Genomic DNA, 16,775 nt, shown 5'->3' with positions numbered 1-16,775 from the left:
GTGCGAAGGCTGCTGGTATGGCGGCGGAATTTGCTTGATCTGAGTCAACCGTATCCGCCTTCATGCAGACAAGTTGTGCCGATACCTCAGTTCACTGTACCGACCACTGCTGCGCCGCGTCGAGAGCGCTATTGCTGTCCCTTCTTGCCCGACAATTCCGCCAGCCCGGTCAGCAGCTCGATGGGAAGCGGAAACACGATGGTCGAGGACTTGTCGCTGGCGAGCGTGCTGAGCGTCTGCATGTAGCGCAGCTGCATCGCTCCTTGCTGCTGCGCCAGCACATGCGCCGCCTGCATCAGCTTTTCTGACGCCTGCAGCTCGCCTTCGGCGTGGATGACCTTGGCGCGCCGCTCGCGCTCCGCCTCTGCCTGGCGTGCGATGGCGCGCACCATCGATTCGTCGAGGTCGACATGCTTGATCTCGACGTTGGCCACCTTGATACCCCAGGCATCGGTTGCTGCGTCCAGCACCTGCTGGATGTCGATGTTCAGCCGCTCCCGCTCGGCCAGCATGTCGTCCAGCTCGTGCTTGCCCAGCACCGAACGCAGTGTCGTTTGCGCAAGCTGGCTTGTCGCCTCGTAGAAGTTCTCCACTTCAATGATCGCCTTGGCCGGATCCACGACGCGAAAGTAGAGGACGGCATTGACCTTGACCGACACGTTGTCGCGCGAGATGACGTCCTGCGTCGGCACGTCGAGCACGACGGTGCGCAGGTCCACCCGCACCATCTGCTGCAGACCGGGAATGACGATCACCAAACCCGGCCCCTTGACCGCCCAGAAGCGGCCGAGCTGGAACACGACGCCGCGCTCGTACTCGCGCAGGATGCGAAACGCAGCCACCAGCAGCGCGATGATGAGGACGGCCAGGGTGCCGAAGCCGAATTCGAAGATCATGTTCGTTCTCCTTTGTCGTGATTGCCGGCCGGTTCCACATCCAGCACCAGCCCCTTGCGCGCAAGGATGCGCACCTTCTGTCCCGGCCGCAGCGGCTGGTCGCTGGCAATGCGCCAGTTCTCGCCGTGCACCTGTGCCCAGCCGTCAGTGACGATTTCCGCCATGCTGCCGACCAGCGCTTCCGGTCCGCCATAGGTCGCGCGCCGCCGCGTCCTGAGGGCGATGCTCACCATGCCGCCAATCAGCAACGCGCTGACAACGGCGACGGTGGCGATCAATCCCAGCGGAATGCCGAAGCCGGGCAGCTCGGTATCAATCAGGATCAGTGCGCCGGCAATGAAGGCGGCGATACCGCCGATGCCGAGCACACCGAAACTGCTGACGAACACCTCTGCCACCATGAAACCGATGCCAAGCAGTATCAGCGCCAGCCCCGCATAATTCACCGGCAGGAGTTGCAGCGCGTACATCCCCAGCAGCAGGCAGATGCCGCCCAGTACGCCGGCGACACCTACGCCCGGATTCGTGAACTCGAAGATCAGCCCATACAGGCCGATGGTCATCAGCAACAGGGCAATACTGGGATCCGTAATGGTGGCCAGCAGTTTCACGCGCCAGTCCGCCTGATACTGCGTTACCGGCGCGCCGGCTGTCTGCAGCACGCGCTCCTGTCCCATCACGACGATTCTCCGCTGATGAAGTTGCTTCAGCAGGGAATCGACGTCCGTTGCGATGTAGTCGATCACGCGCTGCGCCAGGGCGTCTTCCGCTGACAGGCTGGCCGCCTCGCGCACGGCGCGCTCTGCCCAGTCCATGTTGCGCCCGCGCATCTGCGCCAGGCCGCGCAGGTAGGCGGCAGCATCGTTGACCGCCTTGCGTTCCATCGCGGAGGGAGACGCTGCACCCTTGTTGCCCCTGGTATCGTCCTTGCGCTTGTCCGCCGTTTCCGCTTCATCCGGTTTTCCCGGTTTGTCTTGCCCAGTGGGAGAGGCGCCGATCTGCACCGGCGTGGCGGCGCCGACATTCGTGCCGGGCGCCATGGCCGCAACATGGCTGGCATACAGGATGTAGGTTCCTGCGCTGGCCGCGCGTGCACCGCCGGGGGAAACATAGGTCGCGACCGGGACCGGCGACGTCAGGATCGCCTTGATAATCGTGCGCATCGAACTGTCGAGGCCGCCGGGCGTGTCCATCTTGATGACGACGAGTTGCGCATTGTCCCGTGCGGCGCGTTCGATCCCGCGGCGTGCATAGTCGGCCGATGCCGGGCCGATCGCGCCTTCCAGCGTCAGCACCAGAACGGGTGCAGGTGCGGCCTGCGCTCCGATGGTGAGTAGTGCCAGCACGGCGGCGAGCAGCAGGCCGGGCAGGGACGGCCTGTCGATGTTCTTCGAGATGGCGAGAAACCGTGTGCCCATGGCAGTAGCGTAGTTGCGCGGCGGAGATGTCGTGTATGTGTATGAACCGGAACGGGAAGCGCTGTTCAGTGCATAACACCCTCAAGGACTGGAAGCTTGCGTCATATCAGTGATGCGAAGGGAAGGCTGGGGGAGGGTTGTTTTTATTGCTGCACAGACACACTTCCGGCTAAGATTGCCGCAGATCAATTTTTCAGCCTGCCGGATGCTGCGCGCCCTTGCCGATTCGCTCCGACGCTCGCCGCTGCGCCTGCATGCGGCGCTCGCCGTCCTCTTCGTTGCCCTGCTGGGCATCGAACTGTCCGGACTGCGCGCCTTTGCCTCGATGGAATCCCGGCTCGGCGATGTTTTCATGCGCAGGCATGCTACCGACATGGCGGCCGACCCCGGCATCGTGATCGTCGACGTGGACGACGCCAGCATCATCGCCATGCAGGAAATCGCCGGGCTGTGGAGCTGGCCGCGCGAGATCCACGCCGACCTGATCGAAGCGCTTGCGGAGTTCCAGCCGCGCGCCATCGTCTTCGACATCACTTTTGCCGAGCGCGACCTGAAGCGGCCGAAAAGCGACGCGCGCCTGTCGGACGCCTTGCGCGCCAATCCCCATGCCTATCTTGCGGCAGTGCAGATGCCGCCTGCGCACGAGACACCGGGCACCCCGGTCGGGGAGCTGGCCAGCGCATTCGACATCGCGGCAACCGGAAAAGCAGATGCGTCAGCATCGCTCCAGCTCCCGCTCGCCGTGGAGCGCGATGCCTGGCGCCTCGGCCTGATCAACGCTTCTCCGGATACGGATGGCGTGTTGCGCCGCTACCGGACCTTCAGCGAGGTAGGCGGCTGGCGCTTGCCGTCGCTGCCGGCGCGGGTCGCCGGCGATCTCGGCGTGAGCCTCCCCGCATCGGAAGAATTCGTGATGCGCTGGCCGGCTGGCGGCCACAAGCGCTATGCGTACAGCGAGCTGTACCGGCTGCTGACCGAGCAGCGGCCGACGCTCGGCGCGGACGACCTGCGCACGCTCGACAGCCTGTTTCGTGACAAGGTCGTCGTCATCGGTTCCTCCGCAGCCGGTGCCTTCGACCATCACCTGACGCCGCTGGGCGCCGGTTATCCGGGCGTGGACGTGCTGGCGCTGGCGATAGATAACCTGAAGAACGGGCGCAGCGTGCACCTCGCGCACCCGGCCATTCCATTCCTGCTCGGCAGCGGATTTATCGCGATGCTGGCCGTTGCCTTTTCCCGGCATATCAATCCCTTGCTGGTCGGTGGCGGGTTGGCGCTGGCGAGTCTCCTGATGCTGGCGCTGGCGGACGTCGCGCTCGGGCGCGGCTACCTGTTGCCGGTGGCCACGCCGTTGATCTTTGCCTGGGCCTGGTTCCTGTGTGCTGCGCTTGCGGGATTCCTGCGCGAGCGCCGTGCGCGGGAACAGGCTGTCGCCTTGTTTCGCCGCTTCCTGAATCCGAACGTGGTGCAGCAGATCGTGGAACAGGGTGAGACGGTCGAGAGCCTGTCCGGGCGCACGCGGGATATCACGGTGCTGTTTTCCGATATCCGGGGCTTTACCACCCTGTCCGAGACGCGGCCGCCGCATGAGGTGGTTGCCTTGCTCAATCGCTATTTCGAGCTGCAGGTGGAAGTGGTGTTCCGCCACGGCGGCACGCTCGACAAGTTCATCGGCGACGCCATCATGGCCTTCTGGGGCGCGCCGCTGGATGACCCCGACCACGCGCGGCGTGCGGTTGCCGCCGCGCTCGAAATGGAACAGGTACTGCTCGCTTTCCGGCGCCTGCTGGAGGGAGAGGGCTCGGATGTCGGCGATTTCGACGTGGGGATCGGCGTGCACACCGGGCCGGCGGTCGTCGGCTTCATCGGCGCGCAGCGCAAGCTCGATTACACCGCCATCGGCGACACCGTCAACCTCGCCAGTCGTGTCGAGGGACTGACGCGCGGCGTGGGGCGGGTGCTGGTCACGCGCGAAACGATGCTTGCCTGCGACGGTGATCCGCAATTCGCGTTCCGGCATCGGGGCGCATTCGACGTCAAGGGACGCACCGCTGCCGTGGACCTGTATGAACCGGAGAGAACGACAACATGAGAAAAAAGACAATGCTGGCCGCCGCTAGCCTGTTTGCCAGCCTGCTTGCCAACGTGCTTGCCGCAGGCGTCGTACAGGCGGAACCCGCGCTCACCGGCCGCACCACGGAGCTGATGGCGCAGGCGCAGTCCGACGCCGCCGTCGTCGCCAGCCTGCCAGAGAACACGCGGGTCGAGGTACTGGGACGCAAGGGTGCGTGGAGCGAAGTGCGCACGGCGTCCGGGCAGAACGGCTGGCTGCGCATGACGACGCTCAAGCCCGCCAACGCCGCGTCCGCGCCTTCATCCGCCAATCCGATCGGCGCACTGCAAAACCTGCTGTCGTCCGGGCGGACCTCCAATACCGCCACGGTCACCACCGGCGTGCGCGGCCTGGACGAGGAAGACCTGCGCAATGCGCAGGCCAACCCTGCGGAGCTGGCAAAGATGCAGCAGTTTGCCGTTGATCGCCGAAAGGCGGAGGGCTTCGCGCAGCGCAACCGACTGGTGCCGCAAAGCGTGGAAGAACTGCCGCCGCCAGGCGCCGCACCGGTACAGAGCGACAACAACATGGTCGGAGGCTGACATGCACACGCTCACACGCAATGTATGCAAGATCGCAATCGCAGTCTTCCTCGCCGGCGCTGGAACAACGGCGTCCGCGCAGCTGCCGTTCTCGCTTCCCGGACTGGAGAAGGCGGCGGGGAAGGTCGGCAACCTGAACCTCGGCAGCCTGCTCGGCAACCTGGCAACCGCCACGCGCGAGGCCGACGAGCCGGAAGAAATCCGCCTCGGGCAGGAATTCGCCGCCACCTTGCTCGGCGCGAAACCGCTGGTCGCCAACCCGCCGCTGCAGCGCTATATCAATACGCTGGGGCGCTGGCTGGCGCTGCAGTCCGAGCGGCCGGACCTGCCGTGGACTTTCGGCGTGCTCGACGATGGCGGCTTCAATGCCTTTGCCACTCCCGGCGGTTATGTTTTTGTCACGCGCGGCCTCGTCGAACGCATGCGCAGCGAAGCGGAACTGGCCGGCGTGCTGGCGCATGAAATCGCGCATGTGCTGAAGAAGCATCACCTGCGCGCAGTGCAGAAGAATGCCGGCTTTGCGATCGTCGGCGATGTGCTGAACGCAGCCGGGCGCGGCAGTCCGGAAGCGCGCGGCGCGCTGGTGAATGTCAGCCGCAAGCTGTATGCGAGCGGGCTGGACCAGGGCGACGAGTTCGAGGCTGACCGCATCGGCGTGGTGATTGCCGCGCGCGGCGGCTTCGATCCGTACGGCCTGCCTGCGGTGTTGCAGATGCTGCAGGCACAAAGCGCGAACGATGATGGTTTCAGCCTGCTCTTCAAGACGCATCCGGCGCCTGCCGCCCGCATCGAAATGCTCGACACGCTGATGAAGGACCGGCTGGATGCCTTGCCGGCATTTACCGGCAAGCCGCTGAATGCGAGGCTCACGGAGTTCCGCCGGTAGGTTTTTGTGATGGGGCATGTTAGCTAGCGATGCCACGTCGCAATGCCGGAAGCCGACTCGAAAGCCGGCCCCTTGAAAAGCCATCAAGATCAAATCGCAACATCTCGCAAAATATTTTCAGTCGAGTTGTGTCTGGGAAACGTTGCCTTGCATTAAGATTGTTCCTGCAACGCAACCTCTCATTTCCCCGGCTCGTATGTTCAAGAAAACCATACTGGCGCTGCTGTTGAGCGCAGCAGCGTCCGCATTTGCCCTGCCGTTGAGTTCCCAGCATGCGCTGGTATTTGAAGAAGACTCCGGCAAGGTACTGCTCGAAAAGAATGCCGATTCCGTCGTGCCGATCGCGTCCGTGACCAAGCTCATGACCGCGATGGTGGTGCTGGATGCAAATCTGGACATGAATGAATTGATAACTATCGACGAAAGCGATGTGGACACCTTCAAGTTCAGTTCGTCGCGCGTGCCCGTTGGTGCCGTGCTGTCGCGCGCGGCCGTGCTGGAGCTGGCCCTGATGTCGTCGGATAACCGTGCTGCGCACGCACTTGCCCGCACCTATCCGGGCGGAATGCACGCTTTTGTGCACGCCGTGCGCGAGAAACTGGCTGCGCTCGACATGCGCCATACCGCCATCGAAGAGCCGACCGGCCTGTCGCCCAACAACCGTTCCACCGCATCCGACCTGGTCAAGATGGTCTCGGCGGCGTCGCAGTATCCCGAGATTAGCCGCCTCTCGACCGGCGTGGAAGAACAGATCGACATGAACGGCCGCCTGGTCCAGTACCGCAACACCAATCGCCTCGTCGGCCGCGATGGCTGGGACATCCTGTTGTCCAAGACCGGATTCACGCGTGAAGCAGGCCGCTGCCTCGTGATGCGCCTGCAGACCGCCGGCAAGCGTGTGATTGTCGTGCTGCTCAATGCCCAGGCATCCGCTGCACGCATCCTCGACGCGGAAAACGTGCAGCGCTTCGTCAAGGGCGAGGAGCCCATCGTCTACGCGGCTGCCAAGCGCAAGTCGCGTTTCACGGCCAAGAGCCGCAGCACGCGTGGTTCCGTCATGCTGGTAAAGGCCAGGGGCGGCGCATCGAAAGTCATCAAGAAGAAGCGCCGCGCGATGTAATCCGTGTAGTCACGGGAGGAAAGAATGGGTCGCTTGCGGCCCATTTTCTTTTCTATTCCCCTTCACTGGGGCAGCTGCGTACGGTGCCAGCAGGCATCGTGTTTGATGTTTGCCAAGTAACCGCACGGCGCGGCGGATGCACGGTCTATCCGGCTCGATGTCAGCCGCGCTCGCCCGATCACCGAGAAAAACAATGAGCCAGCCCAACCTGCACACCGCGCGACTCCTGCTGCGTCCTTTCGTGCTTGCCGATGCAAAGGACGTGCAGCGCCTCGCCGGCGACAAGGCGGTCGCCGAACCGACGTCCGCCATACCGCACCCTTACCTCGACGGCATGGCCGAATCGTGGATCAAGAGCCAGCGCAAATCGTACGTCAGCGGAGAACAGGCGGTCTTTGCCGTGACGCTGGCAGCGTCCGGCGAGTTGCTCGGCTCGATGAGCCTGATGAGCATATCCCGCGCCCACCAGCGCGCCGAAATCGGCTACTGGATCGGCTGCGCTGCCTGGGGCCAGGGTTACGCCACCGAAGCAGCACGCCGGCTTGTCGCGTTTGCCTTCGAGCTCGGCTTGCAGCGGGTTTACGGGCGTTGTTTCAAGGATAACCCCGCCTCGGCACGCGTGATGGAAAAGGCCGGGATGCAGCTCGAAGGATGCCTGCGCGCGCACCATTTGAGGCAAGGGCGGCTGGAGGATGTCCTGCTCTACGGCCTGCTCAGGAACGAATGGCGCACCGGGCCGCAGGCGTGACATGATCGCGCAGGTCGCATCGGGATGGCGGAGGGCGCACCGCACCTCATCTAGCCCGACTGCTTGTTTGTGCAATACTGTTGCCGCCGTTCGGGCCATCAGCACGCCTGTCCGGTCAATAACAAGAGAGGAGACCTGTTTGAAAACCAATGCCACCGACTGCCTGTTCTGCAGGATCGCCGCAAAAGCCGAGCCCGCCGCACTCGTCCATGAAGACGCGCTCTGCGTGTCGTTCATGGATATCCACCCGTTAGGAGCAGGGCATGTGCTCGTGATTCCGAAACAGCATGCCCAGAAGCTGGAAGAACTGGACGAGCATGTGCAGCAGCATCTCTTTGCCGTATGCAACCGCATCGTTGCGGCGCAGCGGCGCGCAGGGCTCGGCGTCGACGGCACGCATTACCTGCTGAACGATGGCGCGGCGACCAACCAGCATATTCCGCACGTGCACTTTCACCTGATCCCGCGCACGGGGCGCGACAGCCTCGGATTCTTTTTCCGGATACTGCTGCATTTCACCGGCTTGTTCGGTTTCCGCACACCGGCGAAGATCCTGCAGGAGAAGGCTGACGCCATTCGGCGCCAGCTTCAGGAGGAGGCGGTGAACACCAGTTCTGCGCCGATGACGACGCTTAACTCCGGTACGAGGTAAGTTCTTCGTCCGGAAGACAGACCAATTTCCTAGCCGGCTGTTGAAAAACTACTGCGCGGACCGATCTTGCGGCCCGCGGTGCTCTGCGTACCACTCGTACGCGTGCGCTCCTCGGCCTCAATCTCGTCCTGCTCGCTACGTTTTTCAACAACCTGCTAGCGCGTCAAAGGCTCGACGCGCGCACCATCGGAAATCTCATTGCTCGGATAACGAATCACGGTCGCACCGGGATTGAGGCCGGCGAGGATCTGCGCCTCATCCTGGTTGCGTTGCCCGACCTGTACTTCACGCTCGCGCGCGCGGCCGTTGTCGACAACGAAGACATGCCAGGCATCCCCGACGCGGAACAGGCTGCTGCCGGCGACCTTGGTCACCTTGTCCTCGGCCCAGATGATGATCTTTGCCTCGATCCGGTAACCGTCGCCGAGCGGCCCGAGCGGATCGACGGGGTCTGCGATGACATTGACGCGCTGCTCTTCCACGCCGAGCGGGGAAATTTTTGTGAATGCCACCGGCTCCACCAGCCGCACCTTCGCGCGCAGAGTCTTGCCGCCGCCCCAGCCCTCCAGCAGCATGATGTTACCGGCCTGGATCTTGACGGCATCGCTGGACAGTACGTCAACCACGACTTCGTACCGATTGGGGTCGCCGATGATGGCCAGCGGCGTGCCTGCGGTGACGGTGCGCTCGCTTTTCTCGTTTATTTTCAGCACATAGCCGTCCACCGGCGCGGTCAGGATGATCTGGCGCCTCGTGCCATTGTCGTTATTGCCAGTGCTCCCGAGCCCTGTGCTCAACGCCGCTTCGGCAGCCCGGACATCGGCCAGCGCCGCCTGTTGGCGCGACTTTGCCGCATCCCACTCCGCCCGGGCGGTCTTCTCTGCGGTCAATGCCTTTTCGGCCGCTTGTGGCGAGACAAAGTTGTTCCTGATCAGCCGCTCGACGCGCGCACGTTCATTGATGGCGAACTGCAAGTCGGTATAGGCGCGCTCGGTGCGCAACGCCGCCTCGCGCGCGAGGGCTTGGGCCGCATCGAGGCGGGCGCGTGCTTCGTCCCGCTGGCGGGTATCCATCGGCAAGGGATCGAGCACGGCGACCAGCTGGCCGCGCCGGATCGGGTCGCCGTCGCGCAGCGTGATGCGCTCGAGTCCCGCGGCGACCGGGGCGGCGACGACATACTTGTCATGCAGCCGGACCTGGCCCTGGTTGTTGACGGTGACCTGCAGCGGCCCCTGCGTCACCTCGGTCAGTTCGACCCGGATCGGCTCGGGCGCGAACATGAACCAGCCGAGCAGGATGACAGCCAGGACGGCAAGGGCCGTGATGATCCAGCTTCGCCGCGATTTCGGGCGGCGCGAGGAAGCGGAAGGGGAGGCCGCCGGCTTGGTTGCGCCGGAAGTCCGGGGTGTCGTCGTTTCTGTACGGGTATCCATCAAGCTCTTGTTATTCACGTGTCTTCAGTACTTCGATCAAATCCAGCCGCTGCACCTTGCGCCAGACCAGGAAGCCGGACGCAGCCGCCGACAGCGCTACGACCGCAATCGACATCAAGAAGGTGCGGGCGCTGACGACGAGCGGGATGCGGAACAGTTCCTGGCTGAGCAGCTCCGACAGCAGCGCCGCGAGCGCATAGCCTAGCAGGCAACCGAGGGGGATGGCTGCTATCGTGAGGATGCTTTGTTCGCCCAGCAGCATGCGCCCGACTTCCGCCCTGGTAAAGCCGAGTATGCGCAGGCTGGCCAGCTCCACCGCGTGTTCGGACAGCGCGATGCGTGCCGAGTTGTACACCACGCCGACGGCGATCACGCAGGCAAATGCCACGATCACGATGGTGTTGATGCGCATGTTTTCCGCAACGGTGGAGAGAAAACTCTGCAACGTGGCTTCGCGCAAGGTGACGTTCCGGATGGCGGGGATGGTCTTGAGCGTGCGGTACAGCTCCGCCGCGTGCTTCGGGTCGACGCGCAGGAAGGCGCCGGCGGCGGTCTCGCTGCGCTGCACCGCGCGTGACAGGGCGGCGCTGTCCATGTAGGAGAGGGTGCCGATCGGTTCGTCGACAATCATGGATACCGGAATGGCCACCTTCCTGCGCTCGCCTTCCAGCAGTTCCACCTGCAGCAGTTCGCCGGTGCGAACGCCGAGCAGATCGGCCAGCATCTTCGTCATCACGATGCCGTCTTGCGGCAGGTCGACCGGCCGTTCCTTGTCATCGAGCACGTTGCGCAACTCGCGCGACCGGCCGAGGCCGATGATGACGCTTTTCTTCGTGCGATGGCCGTGCCGCATTTCGACAGCAATGTTCTGGAAAGGCTCGACGCGCAACACGCCGGGCAGCGACGCGAGGTTGTACGCGACCGAGATGTCGCGCACTTCGTTGAAGCCGACCGTCACGTCATCGCGCTGGGCGGTGCGGAACTGGATGCGGATGATCTCGTTGAGCGCATCGAAGGTGTATTGTCCGGTGATCATCAGCGATACGGCCATCGCCAGGCCGAGGATGGAGAGCAGCGACTTGGCTGGGTTGCGTTCCAGGCTGCGCATGATCATGCGCAGCGACAGCGGCATGAAACGTTGCATCCCGAGCCGTTCCATCGGGCCGGGCTTGAAATGCGCGGGCGACTCGGGGCGCATCGCCTCCGCCGGCGCCAGCCGCAGAACGCGCGCCACGGCCAGCACCGCGCCAAGCACTGCCGACGCCGCAGCGACCACGATCGATACGGAGATGGCAAACGGCGACAGGGAGAAGCGGAGATACGGAAAATGGTAGAACTCCGCATACAGGTCCGCCAGCCCCTTGCCCAGCCATGCGCCGAGGCCGATGCCCAGCACGCCGCCGACCATCACCGTCAGCAGCGCGAACTTCAGGTAGTGCAGGCCCACCGCAATGCTGCTGTAGCCAAAGCTCTTGAGCAGCGCGATCTGCGCACGCTGCAGCGAGGTGATGCGCAGCAGCACGTTGTGGATGAGGAAAGCTGCCACGGCAAGGAAGATGGCGGGGATGATGGTGCCGCTGACCTTATTGGACACCAGCTCGTTGTCGAGGAAGGCATGCGACAGCTGGTCCTTGCGGCCGTAAGCGCCCAGCCCGCCGTACGGCGCCAGCAGGCGGTCAAGTTTTTCGATGACCAGCGATTCGCTCGCGTGCGGCGCGAGGATCACCGACAGGTCGTTGAAGCCGTCGCGCATGTCTAGTGCGGCGGCCAGCGCCTCGCGCGGCATCCACAGCACGGCGAAGCGCCGGTTGTCGGGAAAGGTGCTGCCCGACATTTCATTTACATATTCCGGCGAGATCGCAATCCCGGTGATGTGCAGGCGCTCCAGCCGGCCATTGATGATGGCGCCGATGCTGTCGCCCGGGTGCAGGTTGTTCGCAGCAGAAAACGCCTCGCTCGCCAGCGCCTCCATCCGGTTGCCCGGCTCCGGCAGGCGGCCGGTGCGCAGGTGCACGCGATTGAGGCCGGTCCCGGGCTGTAGCGGGAGCGATACCAGCCGACCGCTCGCCGGTTCTTCCAGCCCGGGCACGTCGAGCGACGCGTCGAACACCACGCGGCCGTCGACTTCATTCACGCCGGGAATCTCGCGGACCTGCGGCAGCAGCGCCAGCGGTGCGGTCTTGAAATGCGCAAACACGTCGGCAAAGCGGTACTGCTCGTAATAGGCCGCCTGAGAAATCACGAGTGCCTCGTAGGAGGCGCGCATCGTCACCAGCGTCGCAATGCCGCACATCGCCACCAGCGCCACCGCAATCGCCTGCCCGCGCATGCGCCACATGTCGCGCAGCAGCTTCAGGTCGAGCGGGTGCAGCCGGCTTACCACTGGATTTCCTCCGGGGACAGGCGCTTTGCGTTTGTATCGATATGGGTGATGCGTCCGCTGCTGATGTACACCACGCGGTGCGCCATACCGGCAATCGCCGCGTTATGCGTGATCACCGCCGTCGTCGTGCCAAGCTCGCGGTTGATGCGCTCCAGCACCTCCAGCACCAGCTTGCCGGTGCGGAAGTCGAGCGCGCCGGTCGGCTCGTCACATAGCAACATATCCGGCTGCTTCGCAATCGCCCGCGCGATGGCGACGCGTTGCTGTTCGCCGCCGGAGAGCTGCGCCGGGAAATGGTTGACACGGTCGCCGAGGCCGACCATTTTCAGCGCTTCCAGCGGATCCATCGGGTTGTCGCTGATCTCGGTGACCAGCTGCACGTTTTCCAGCGCGGTCAGGCTCGGGATCAGGTTATAGAACTGGAAAACGAAGCCGACATGCTCGCGGCGGAAGGAGGTGAGCGCCGCATCGCCGGCATCGGTCAGGTCGTGGTCGAGGTAATTGAGCGTGCCCATGGTGGGCGTGTCGAGGCCGCCAAGAATATTTAGCAGGGTGGACTTGCCGCTGCCGGAGGCGCCGAGCAGCACCACGAATTCGCCCTGGTACAGCTCCAGGTCGACGTCCCGTAATGCGACAACCTGCACCTCGCCCATCGTGTAGGTCTTGCCGACGCCGCGCAGCGTGAACACTGCCGGGCGGTCGGCTGCTGCAATGAGCTCGCGCGTGGTGTCGAAGGACGATTCCATGGCGTAAGACGGAAGGTGTCAGAGCGCCCACCGTAGCTTTTATGACAAAGATTTTGATTGATCCATGTCAACGATATCCAAGCGGCCGGTTACATGAGAAGCAGTGTCTCGTTTTTGAGCAGTTGCAACGATGGGGAATGTGTCATTCGGTGACAGTTTTGCGGCATTACTGGCGTGCACACACGAAAATCCGCCTGTTTATGGCATGGCATGGCGATTGCGCTATGTGAACGGTGCGCGCAGCACGAGTTACTACAAAACGCTAATCACACCAATCGATAGAGGACGACATGAATCTGGCAGACATCAGCAAGCTCGGTATCAAGAACCCGTTCAAGCAACGCTACGACAACTACATCGGAGGCAAGTTCGTCCCTCCCGTCGGCGGCAATTACTTCGAAAACATCAGCCCTGTCATCGGCAAGCCGTTCTGCGAAGTCGCCCGCTCCACCGCCGAAGACGTCGAGCTGGCGCTCGACGCCGCCCACGCCGCCAAGGCCAGCTGGGGCAAGACCTCGCCGGCCGAGCGCGCCAACATCCTGAACAAGATCGCGGACCGGATGGAAGCCAACCTCGAGCCGCTGGCGTTGGCGGAAACCATCGACAACGGCAAGCCGATCCGCGAAACCATGGCAGCCGACATTCCGCTCGCGATCGACCATTTCCGCTACTTCGCCGGCTGCATCCGCGCGCAGGAAGGCAGCATTGCGCCGATCGATGCCGATACCTACGCCTACCATTTCCATGAGCCGCTCGGCGTCGTCGGCCAGATCATCCCGTGGAACTTCCCGGTGCTGATGGCGGTATGGAAGCTCGCTCCTGCATTGGCTGCCGGTAACTGCGTCGTACTCAAGCCGGCGGAGCAGACGCCGTCGTCGATCATGGTGCTGATCGAACTGATCCAGGACCTGCTGCCGCCCGGCGTGCTCAACGTCGTCAACGGCTTCGGCCTGGAAGCCGGCAAGCCGCTCGCGTCCAGCAAGCGCATCGCCAAGATCGCCTTCACCGGCGAGACCACCACCGGCCGTCTGATCATGCAATATGCGGCGCAAAACATCATCCCGGTCACGCTGGAACTCGGCGGCAAGTCGCCCAACATCTTCTTCGCCGACGTGATGGACCGCGACGACGACTACTTCGACAAATGCCTCGAAGGCTTTGCAATGTTTGCACTGAACCAGGGCGAAGTTTGCACCTGCCCGTCGCGCGTGCTGGTGCAAGAGTCGATCTACGACCAGTTCATGGAGCGCGCCGTCAAGCGCGTTGCCGCCATCCGGCAGGGTAATCCGCTCGACAGCGGCACCATGGTCGGCGCGCAGGCCTCGCAGGAACAGCTTGAGAAAATCCTGTCCTACCTCGACATCGGCAAGCAGGAAGGCGCAAAAGTGCTGATCGGCGGCGAGCAGAACCAGCTGCCCGGAGACCTCGCCGGCGGCTACTACGTGAAGCCGACGATCTTCGAAGGCCACAACAAGATGCGCATCTTCCAGGAAGAGATCTTCGGGCCGGTCGTATCGGTGACGAAGTTCAAGGACGAGGAAGACGCGCTGGAGATCGCCAACGACACTCTGTACGGCCTCGGCGCAGGCGTCTGGACCCGCGACGGCACGCGCGCCTTCCGCATGGGGCGAAGCATCCAGGCCGGTCGCGTGTGGACCAACTGCTATCACCTGTATCCCGCACATGCAGCCTTTGGCGGCTACAAGCAGTCCGGCATCGGGCGGGAAAACCACAAGATGATGCTGGAGCACTACCAGCAAACCAAGAACCTGCTGGTGAGCTACAGCCCGAAGGCGCTGGGCTTCTTCTGAATCAGCTTGCACTGAACGCCGGCATTCCCTCTCCCGCAGGCGGGAGAGGGACAGGGGAGAGGGCGCATGTGCGAGCCCCAACCCTGGAAAACCTCCCAAGCTCTACCAGGCGCACTCTTTGCCCCGCGAGAACCATATGAACCAGGCCCCCATCCCCCGTGTCATCGCCACCCAAGCCGCCACCACCTTCATCAAAACCCTGAGAGAAAAGCACGGCCCGCTCATGTTCTTCCAATCCGGCGGCTGCTGCGACGGCAGCGCACCGATGTGCTACAAGCAGGGCGATTTGCAGGTTGGCGACCAGGACGTCTATCTCGGCAATATCGACGGCGTGCCGTTCTACATGAACAGCGACCAGTTCGAATACTGGAAGCATACGCAGCTGATCATCGACGTCGTGGATGGCAACGGCGGCATGTTCTCGCTGGATAACGGGACGGGAAAGCGGTTCCTGACGCGGTCGCGATTGTTTACCGACGAAGAGAACGAGGCGATGGCGCAGGGAAGCAATGCCGTGTGAATTCAAACAGGCTCTCAGTCCTTGGCGTGGCCGGCCGGTGACTCCGGGGAGGAAGCTGTGTGCGCCATGCCTTGTTGCGCCGATAAAAACTCCAAGATGCGTTTCCCGGCGCGTCCTTTGACCGATATCGGCACGTCGGCATGCCGGATCCTGATCACGGTGCGTTCCCCAAACAGTCCACGCCTGACCCAAACCTCATCAACGGCACTCCATGGAATATCGACGGCTTTCATTGCGTCGCTGAACGGGAATGATGGCGCCAGCCGCATCCCGCACCGGTTGAGTTCAACAGACAGCGACATCCGCGCAAATCGTGCGGAGGCTGACACGCCGTGGTATGCAGCGACGGATGACTCGTCACGGGCTTCGCTCTCGGAGCAAGCGTAGTGGCCCTCAAGCCGAGCCCATCCTGACAGCTTGCGCACAAGGGCAATGAAGCTTGCGATAAACAGCAAGGAAGAAAAAGTAACAGCGAGTGCCTGGATCATCTTTGGGTGCGATAGGGGCGCAGATTTGACTCGCGTCCGGTTCGGGTGGTTCGTGTGAGGGAGAAGATTGGGTCGTTGCTTGCGCTAATAACGCGTGCGGAGGCCCTCTACAATAGATCGGCGCCTGAGTCCGACAACGCAGTGTGCCTTCAACATGCTAGGTTCCCTGTAACGAATGACTCGCGCCACCGGCGTAGTAGATGTTCTTTTGGACCTTCTCGAATACGGAAACCGGTACATGCGGCGATTCCTCGCCTAACCGGTCAAGCTCTTCCCGCAGCGTAGCGATGTAGTGCTTTTCCTGCGACTCGGTGTTCTCTGCATAGATCACTTCGAGCTTCCTGCGCGCGGCGCTGTACCGTGCGCCAGCGGACCGGTGCTTTTCCGAACGTTCGGAATACTTGAAGAAGGTCTGAAGGCTGGACAGGACAGCCGCAAGCACGCTGAGCATGCCCACGGCGATTTTCGTCTCCGGCGCGATCGCCTGCGTGCTGACGGACGCAAAGACCGTCGTGCCGATAATGGTGCTGATCAGAATCACTGGCACGCCAAGCCAGCGCTCCCGCGCGGAAAAGATGTTGGCCATCTCGTAATGCGCCATCTGCGATTCGCGCGCGCGGCGGATCCAGGCGAGAACCAGTTCGCGCTCGTTTTGTGGTGGTTGGTAATGGGCTGATTTTGTGTTCATGGCGTTTTGTTTCAGCTTTTTGCTGAATGCAGCAAGTTTTCTACCGAGTTTTCAAGTAAAGAAATGTAATCGCGTTACTACAAATAGAAGAGGGCGGAAACAACAATTACTACGACACTGAATCCCAGGCACGCAACTGCGATTCGCTGATGTTCCACCGATTGATCCGGTGGATAGCGGCCAATAGTCACCACCCGAAGGGCCAGCCATCCGGGCCAGTAAAAGACCCGGTAAAAAACGACTTCAATAATGAACTCGACGATGATCTGGATCGCAGCCTCGAGCATATGGATCTTAGATAAGTTTAATCCGTAGGTTGGGTTGACGAAGG

General features: G+C 62.8%; 15 protein-coding genes. 8 read left to right on the top strand and 7 right to left on the bottom strand.

Annotated elements, in window-relative coordinates; all coding sequences use genetic code 11:
- Positions 1-128 precede the first annotated feature (128 nt).
- Both ACYVIA_RS16925 and ACYVIA_RS16920 read right to left on the bottom strand, forming a co-directional pair.
- Positions 129-896 (bottom strand): slipin family protein, encoded by a 768-nt coding sequence (locus tag ACYVIA_RS16925; RefSeq protein WP_460842841.1) that lies wholly within the window; start codon positions 894-896, stop codon positions 129-131.
- Positions 893-2,314 carry an NfeD family protein gene (locus ACYVIA_RS16920; RefSeq protein WP_460842839.1) on the bottom strand — a complete coding sequence of 474 codons (1,422 nt, stop codon included), beginning with the start codon at positions 2,312-2,314 and terminating at the stop codon, positions 893-895. The genes ACYVIA_RS16925 and ACYVIA_RS16920 overlap by 4 nt, the downstream gene beginning before the upstream one ends.
- 205 nt (positions 2,315-2,519) lie before the next feature.
- Here ACYVIA_RS16920 and ACYVIA_RS16915 point away from each other — a divergent pair, with 205 nt between their 5' ends.
- The 6 genes from ACYVIA_RS16915 to ACYVIA_RS16890 all read left to right on the top strand — a co-directional run bounded on the left by ACYVIA_RS16915 (position 2,520) and on the right by ACYVIA_RS16890 (position 8,375).
- Positions 2,520-4,406 carry a CHASE2 domain-containing protein gene (locus ACYVIA_RS16915; protein WP_460842837.1) on the top strand — a complete coding sequence of 629 codons (1,887 nt, stop codon included), beginning with the start codon at positions 2,520-2,522 and terminating at the stop codon, positions 4,404-4,406.
- The gene (locus ACYVIA_RS16910; protein WP_460842835.1) at positions 4,403-4,969 is read left to right on the top strand and encodes an SH3 domain-containing protein; all 567 of its coding nucleotides are present in this window, start codon (positions 4,403-4,405) and stop codon (positions 4,967-4,969) included. Before ACYVIA_RS16915 ends, ACYVIA_RS16910 begins: the two co-directional genes overlap by 4 nt.
- A 1-nt stretch (position 4,970) precedes the next feature.
- Positions 4,971-5,855 carry a M48 family metallopeptidase gene (locus ACYVIA_RS16905; protein WP_460842834.1) on the top strand — a complete coding sequence of 295 codons (885 nt, stop codon included), beginning with the start codon at positions 4,971-4,973 and terminating at the stop codon, positions 5,853-5,855.
- Between the two features lie 196 nt (positions 5,856-6,051).
- Complete coding sequence (locus ACYVIA_RS16900; RefSeq protein ID WP_460842832.1) at positions 6,052-6,975, top strand: serine hydrolase; 924 nt, start codon at positions 6,052-6,054, stop codon at positions 6,973-6,975.
- A gap of 193 nt (positions 6,976-7,168) precedes the next feature.
- A complete protein-coding gene (locus tag ACYVIA_RS16895; RefSeq protein ID WP_460842829.1) occupies positions 7,169-7,723 on the top strand; it encodes a GNAT family N-acetyltransferase in 555 nt (184 codons plus the stop codon).
- Between the two features lie 139 nt (positions 7,724-7,862).
- Entirely contained in the window at positions 7,863-8,375 is a 513-nt protein-coding gene (locus tag ACYVIA_RS16890; protein WP_460842827.1) for an HIT family protein, read from the top strand.
- 155 nt (positions 8,376-8,530) lie between these two features.
- On the opposite strand, the gene ACYVIA_RS16885 is transcribed toward ACYVIA_RS16890, so the two are convergent.
- From ACYVIA_RS16885 to ACYVIA_RS16875, 3 genes are read right to left on the bottom strand one after another with little or no spacing between them, the layout of a single operon-like run.
- Positions 8,531-9,808: an efflux RND transporter periplasmic adaptor subunit gene (locus ACYVIA_RS16885; protein ID WP_460842825.1), complete on the bottom strand. Its 1,278-nt coding sequence runs from the start codon at positions 9,806-9,808 to the stop codon at positions 8,531-8,533.
- Between the two features lie 10 nt (positions 9,809-9,818).
- A complete protein-coding gene (locus tag ACYVIA_RS16880) occupies positions 9,819-12,191 on the bottom strand; it encodes an ABC transporter permease (protein ID WP_460842823.1) in 2,373 nt (790 codons plus the stop codon).
- A complete protein-coding gene (locus ACYVIA_RS16875) occupies positions 12,185-12,937 on the bottom strand; it encodes an ABC transporter ATP-binding protein (protein ID WP_460842821.1) in 753 nt (250 codons plus the stop codon). Before ACYVIA_RS16875 ends, ACYVIA_RS16880 begins: the two co-directional genes overlap by 7 nt.
- Before the next feature lie 290 nt (positions 12,938-13,227).
- On the opposite strand from ACYVIA_RS16875, the gene adh reads away from it, so the two are divergent.
- A complete protein-coding gene (gene adh, locus ACYVIA_RS16870; RefSeq protein ID WP_460842819.1) occupies positions 13,228-14,748 on the top strand; it encodes an aldehyde dehydrogenase in 1,521 nt (506 codons plus the stop codon).
- A 136-nt stretch (positions 14,749-14,884) separates the two neighbouring features.
- Positions 14,885-15,268, top strand: a complete 384-nt coding sequence (locus ACYVIA_RS16865; protein WP_460842818.1) for a DUF779 domain-containing protein — start codon at positions 14,885-14,887, stop codon at positions 15,266-15,268.
- Between the two features lie 14 nt (positions 15,269-15,282).
- On the opposite strand, the gene ACYVIA_RS16860 is transcribed toward ACYVIA_RS16865, so the two are convergent.
- Both ACYVIA_RS16860 and ACYVIA_RS16855 read right to left on the bottom strand, forming a co-directional pair.
- Complete coding sequence (locus ACYVIA_RS16860; RefSeq protein WP_460842816.1) at positions 15,283-15,570, bottom strand: hypothetical protein; 288 nt, start codon at positions 15,568-15,570, stop codon at positions 15,283-15,285.
- A gap of 343 nt (positions 15,571-15,913) precedes the next feature.
- The gene (locus ACYVIA_RS16855; protein WP_460842814.1) at positions 15,914-16,444 is read right to left on the bottom strand and encodes an SLATT domain-containing protein; all 531 of its coding nucleotides are present in this window, start codon (positions 16,442-16,444) and stop codon (positions 15,914-15,916) included.
- Positions 16,445-16,775: the final 331 nt, after the last annotated feature.

It is taken from the genome of Noviherbaspirillum agri (genome assembly GCF_054780595.1).
Note: the sequence above shows the minus strand (reverse complement) of the source record. Positions and strands in the feature narration are given on the sequence as shown.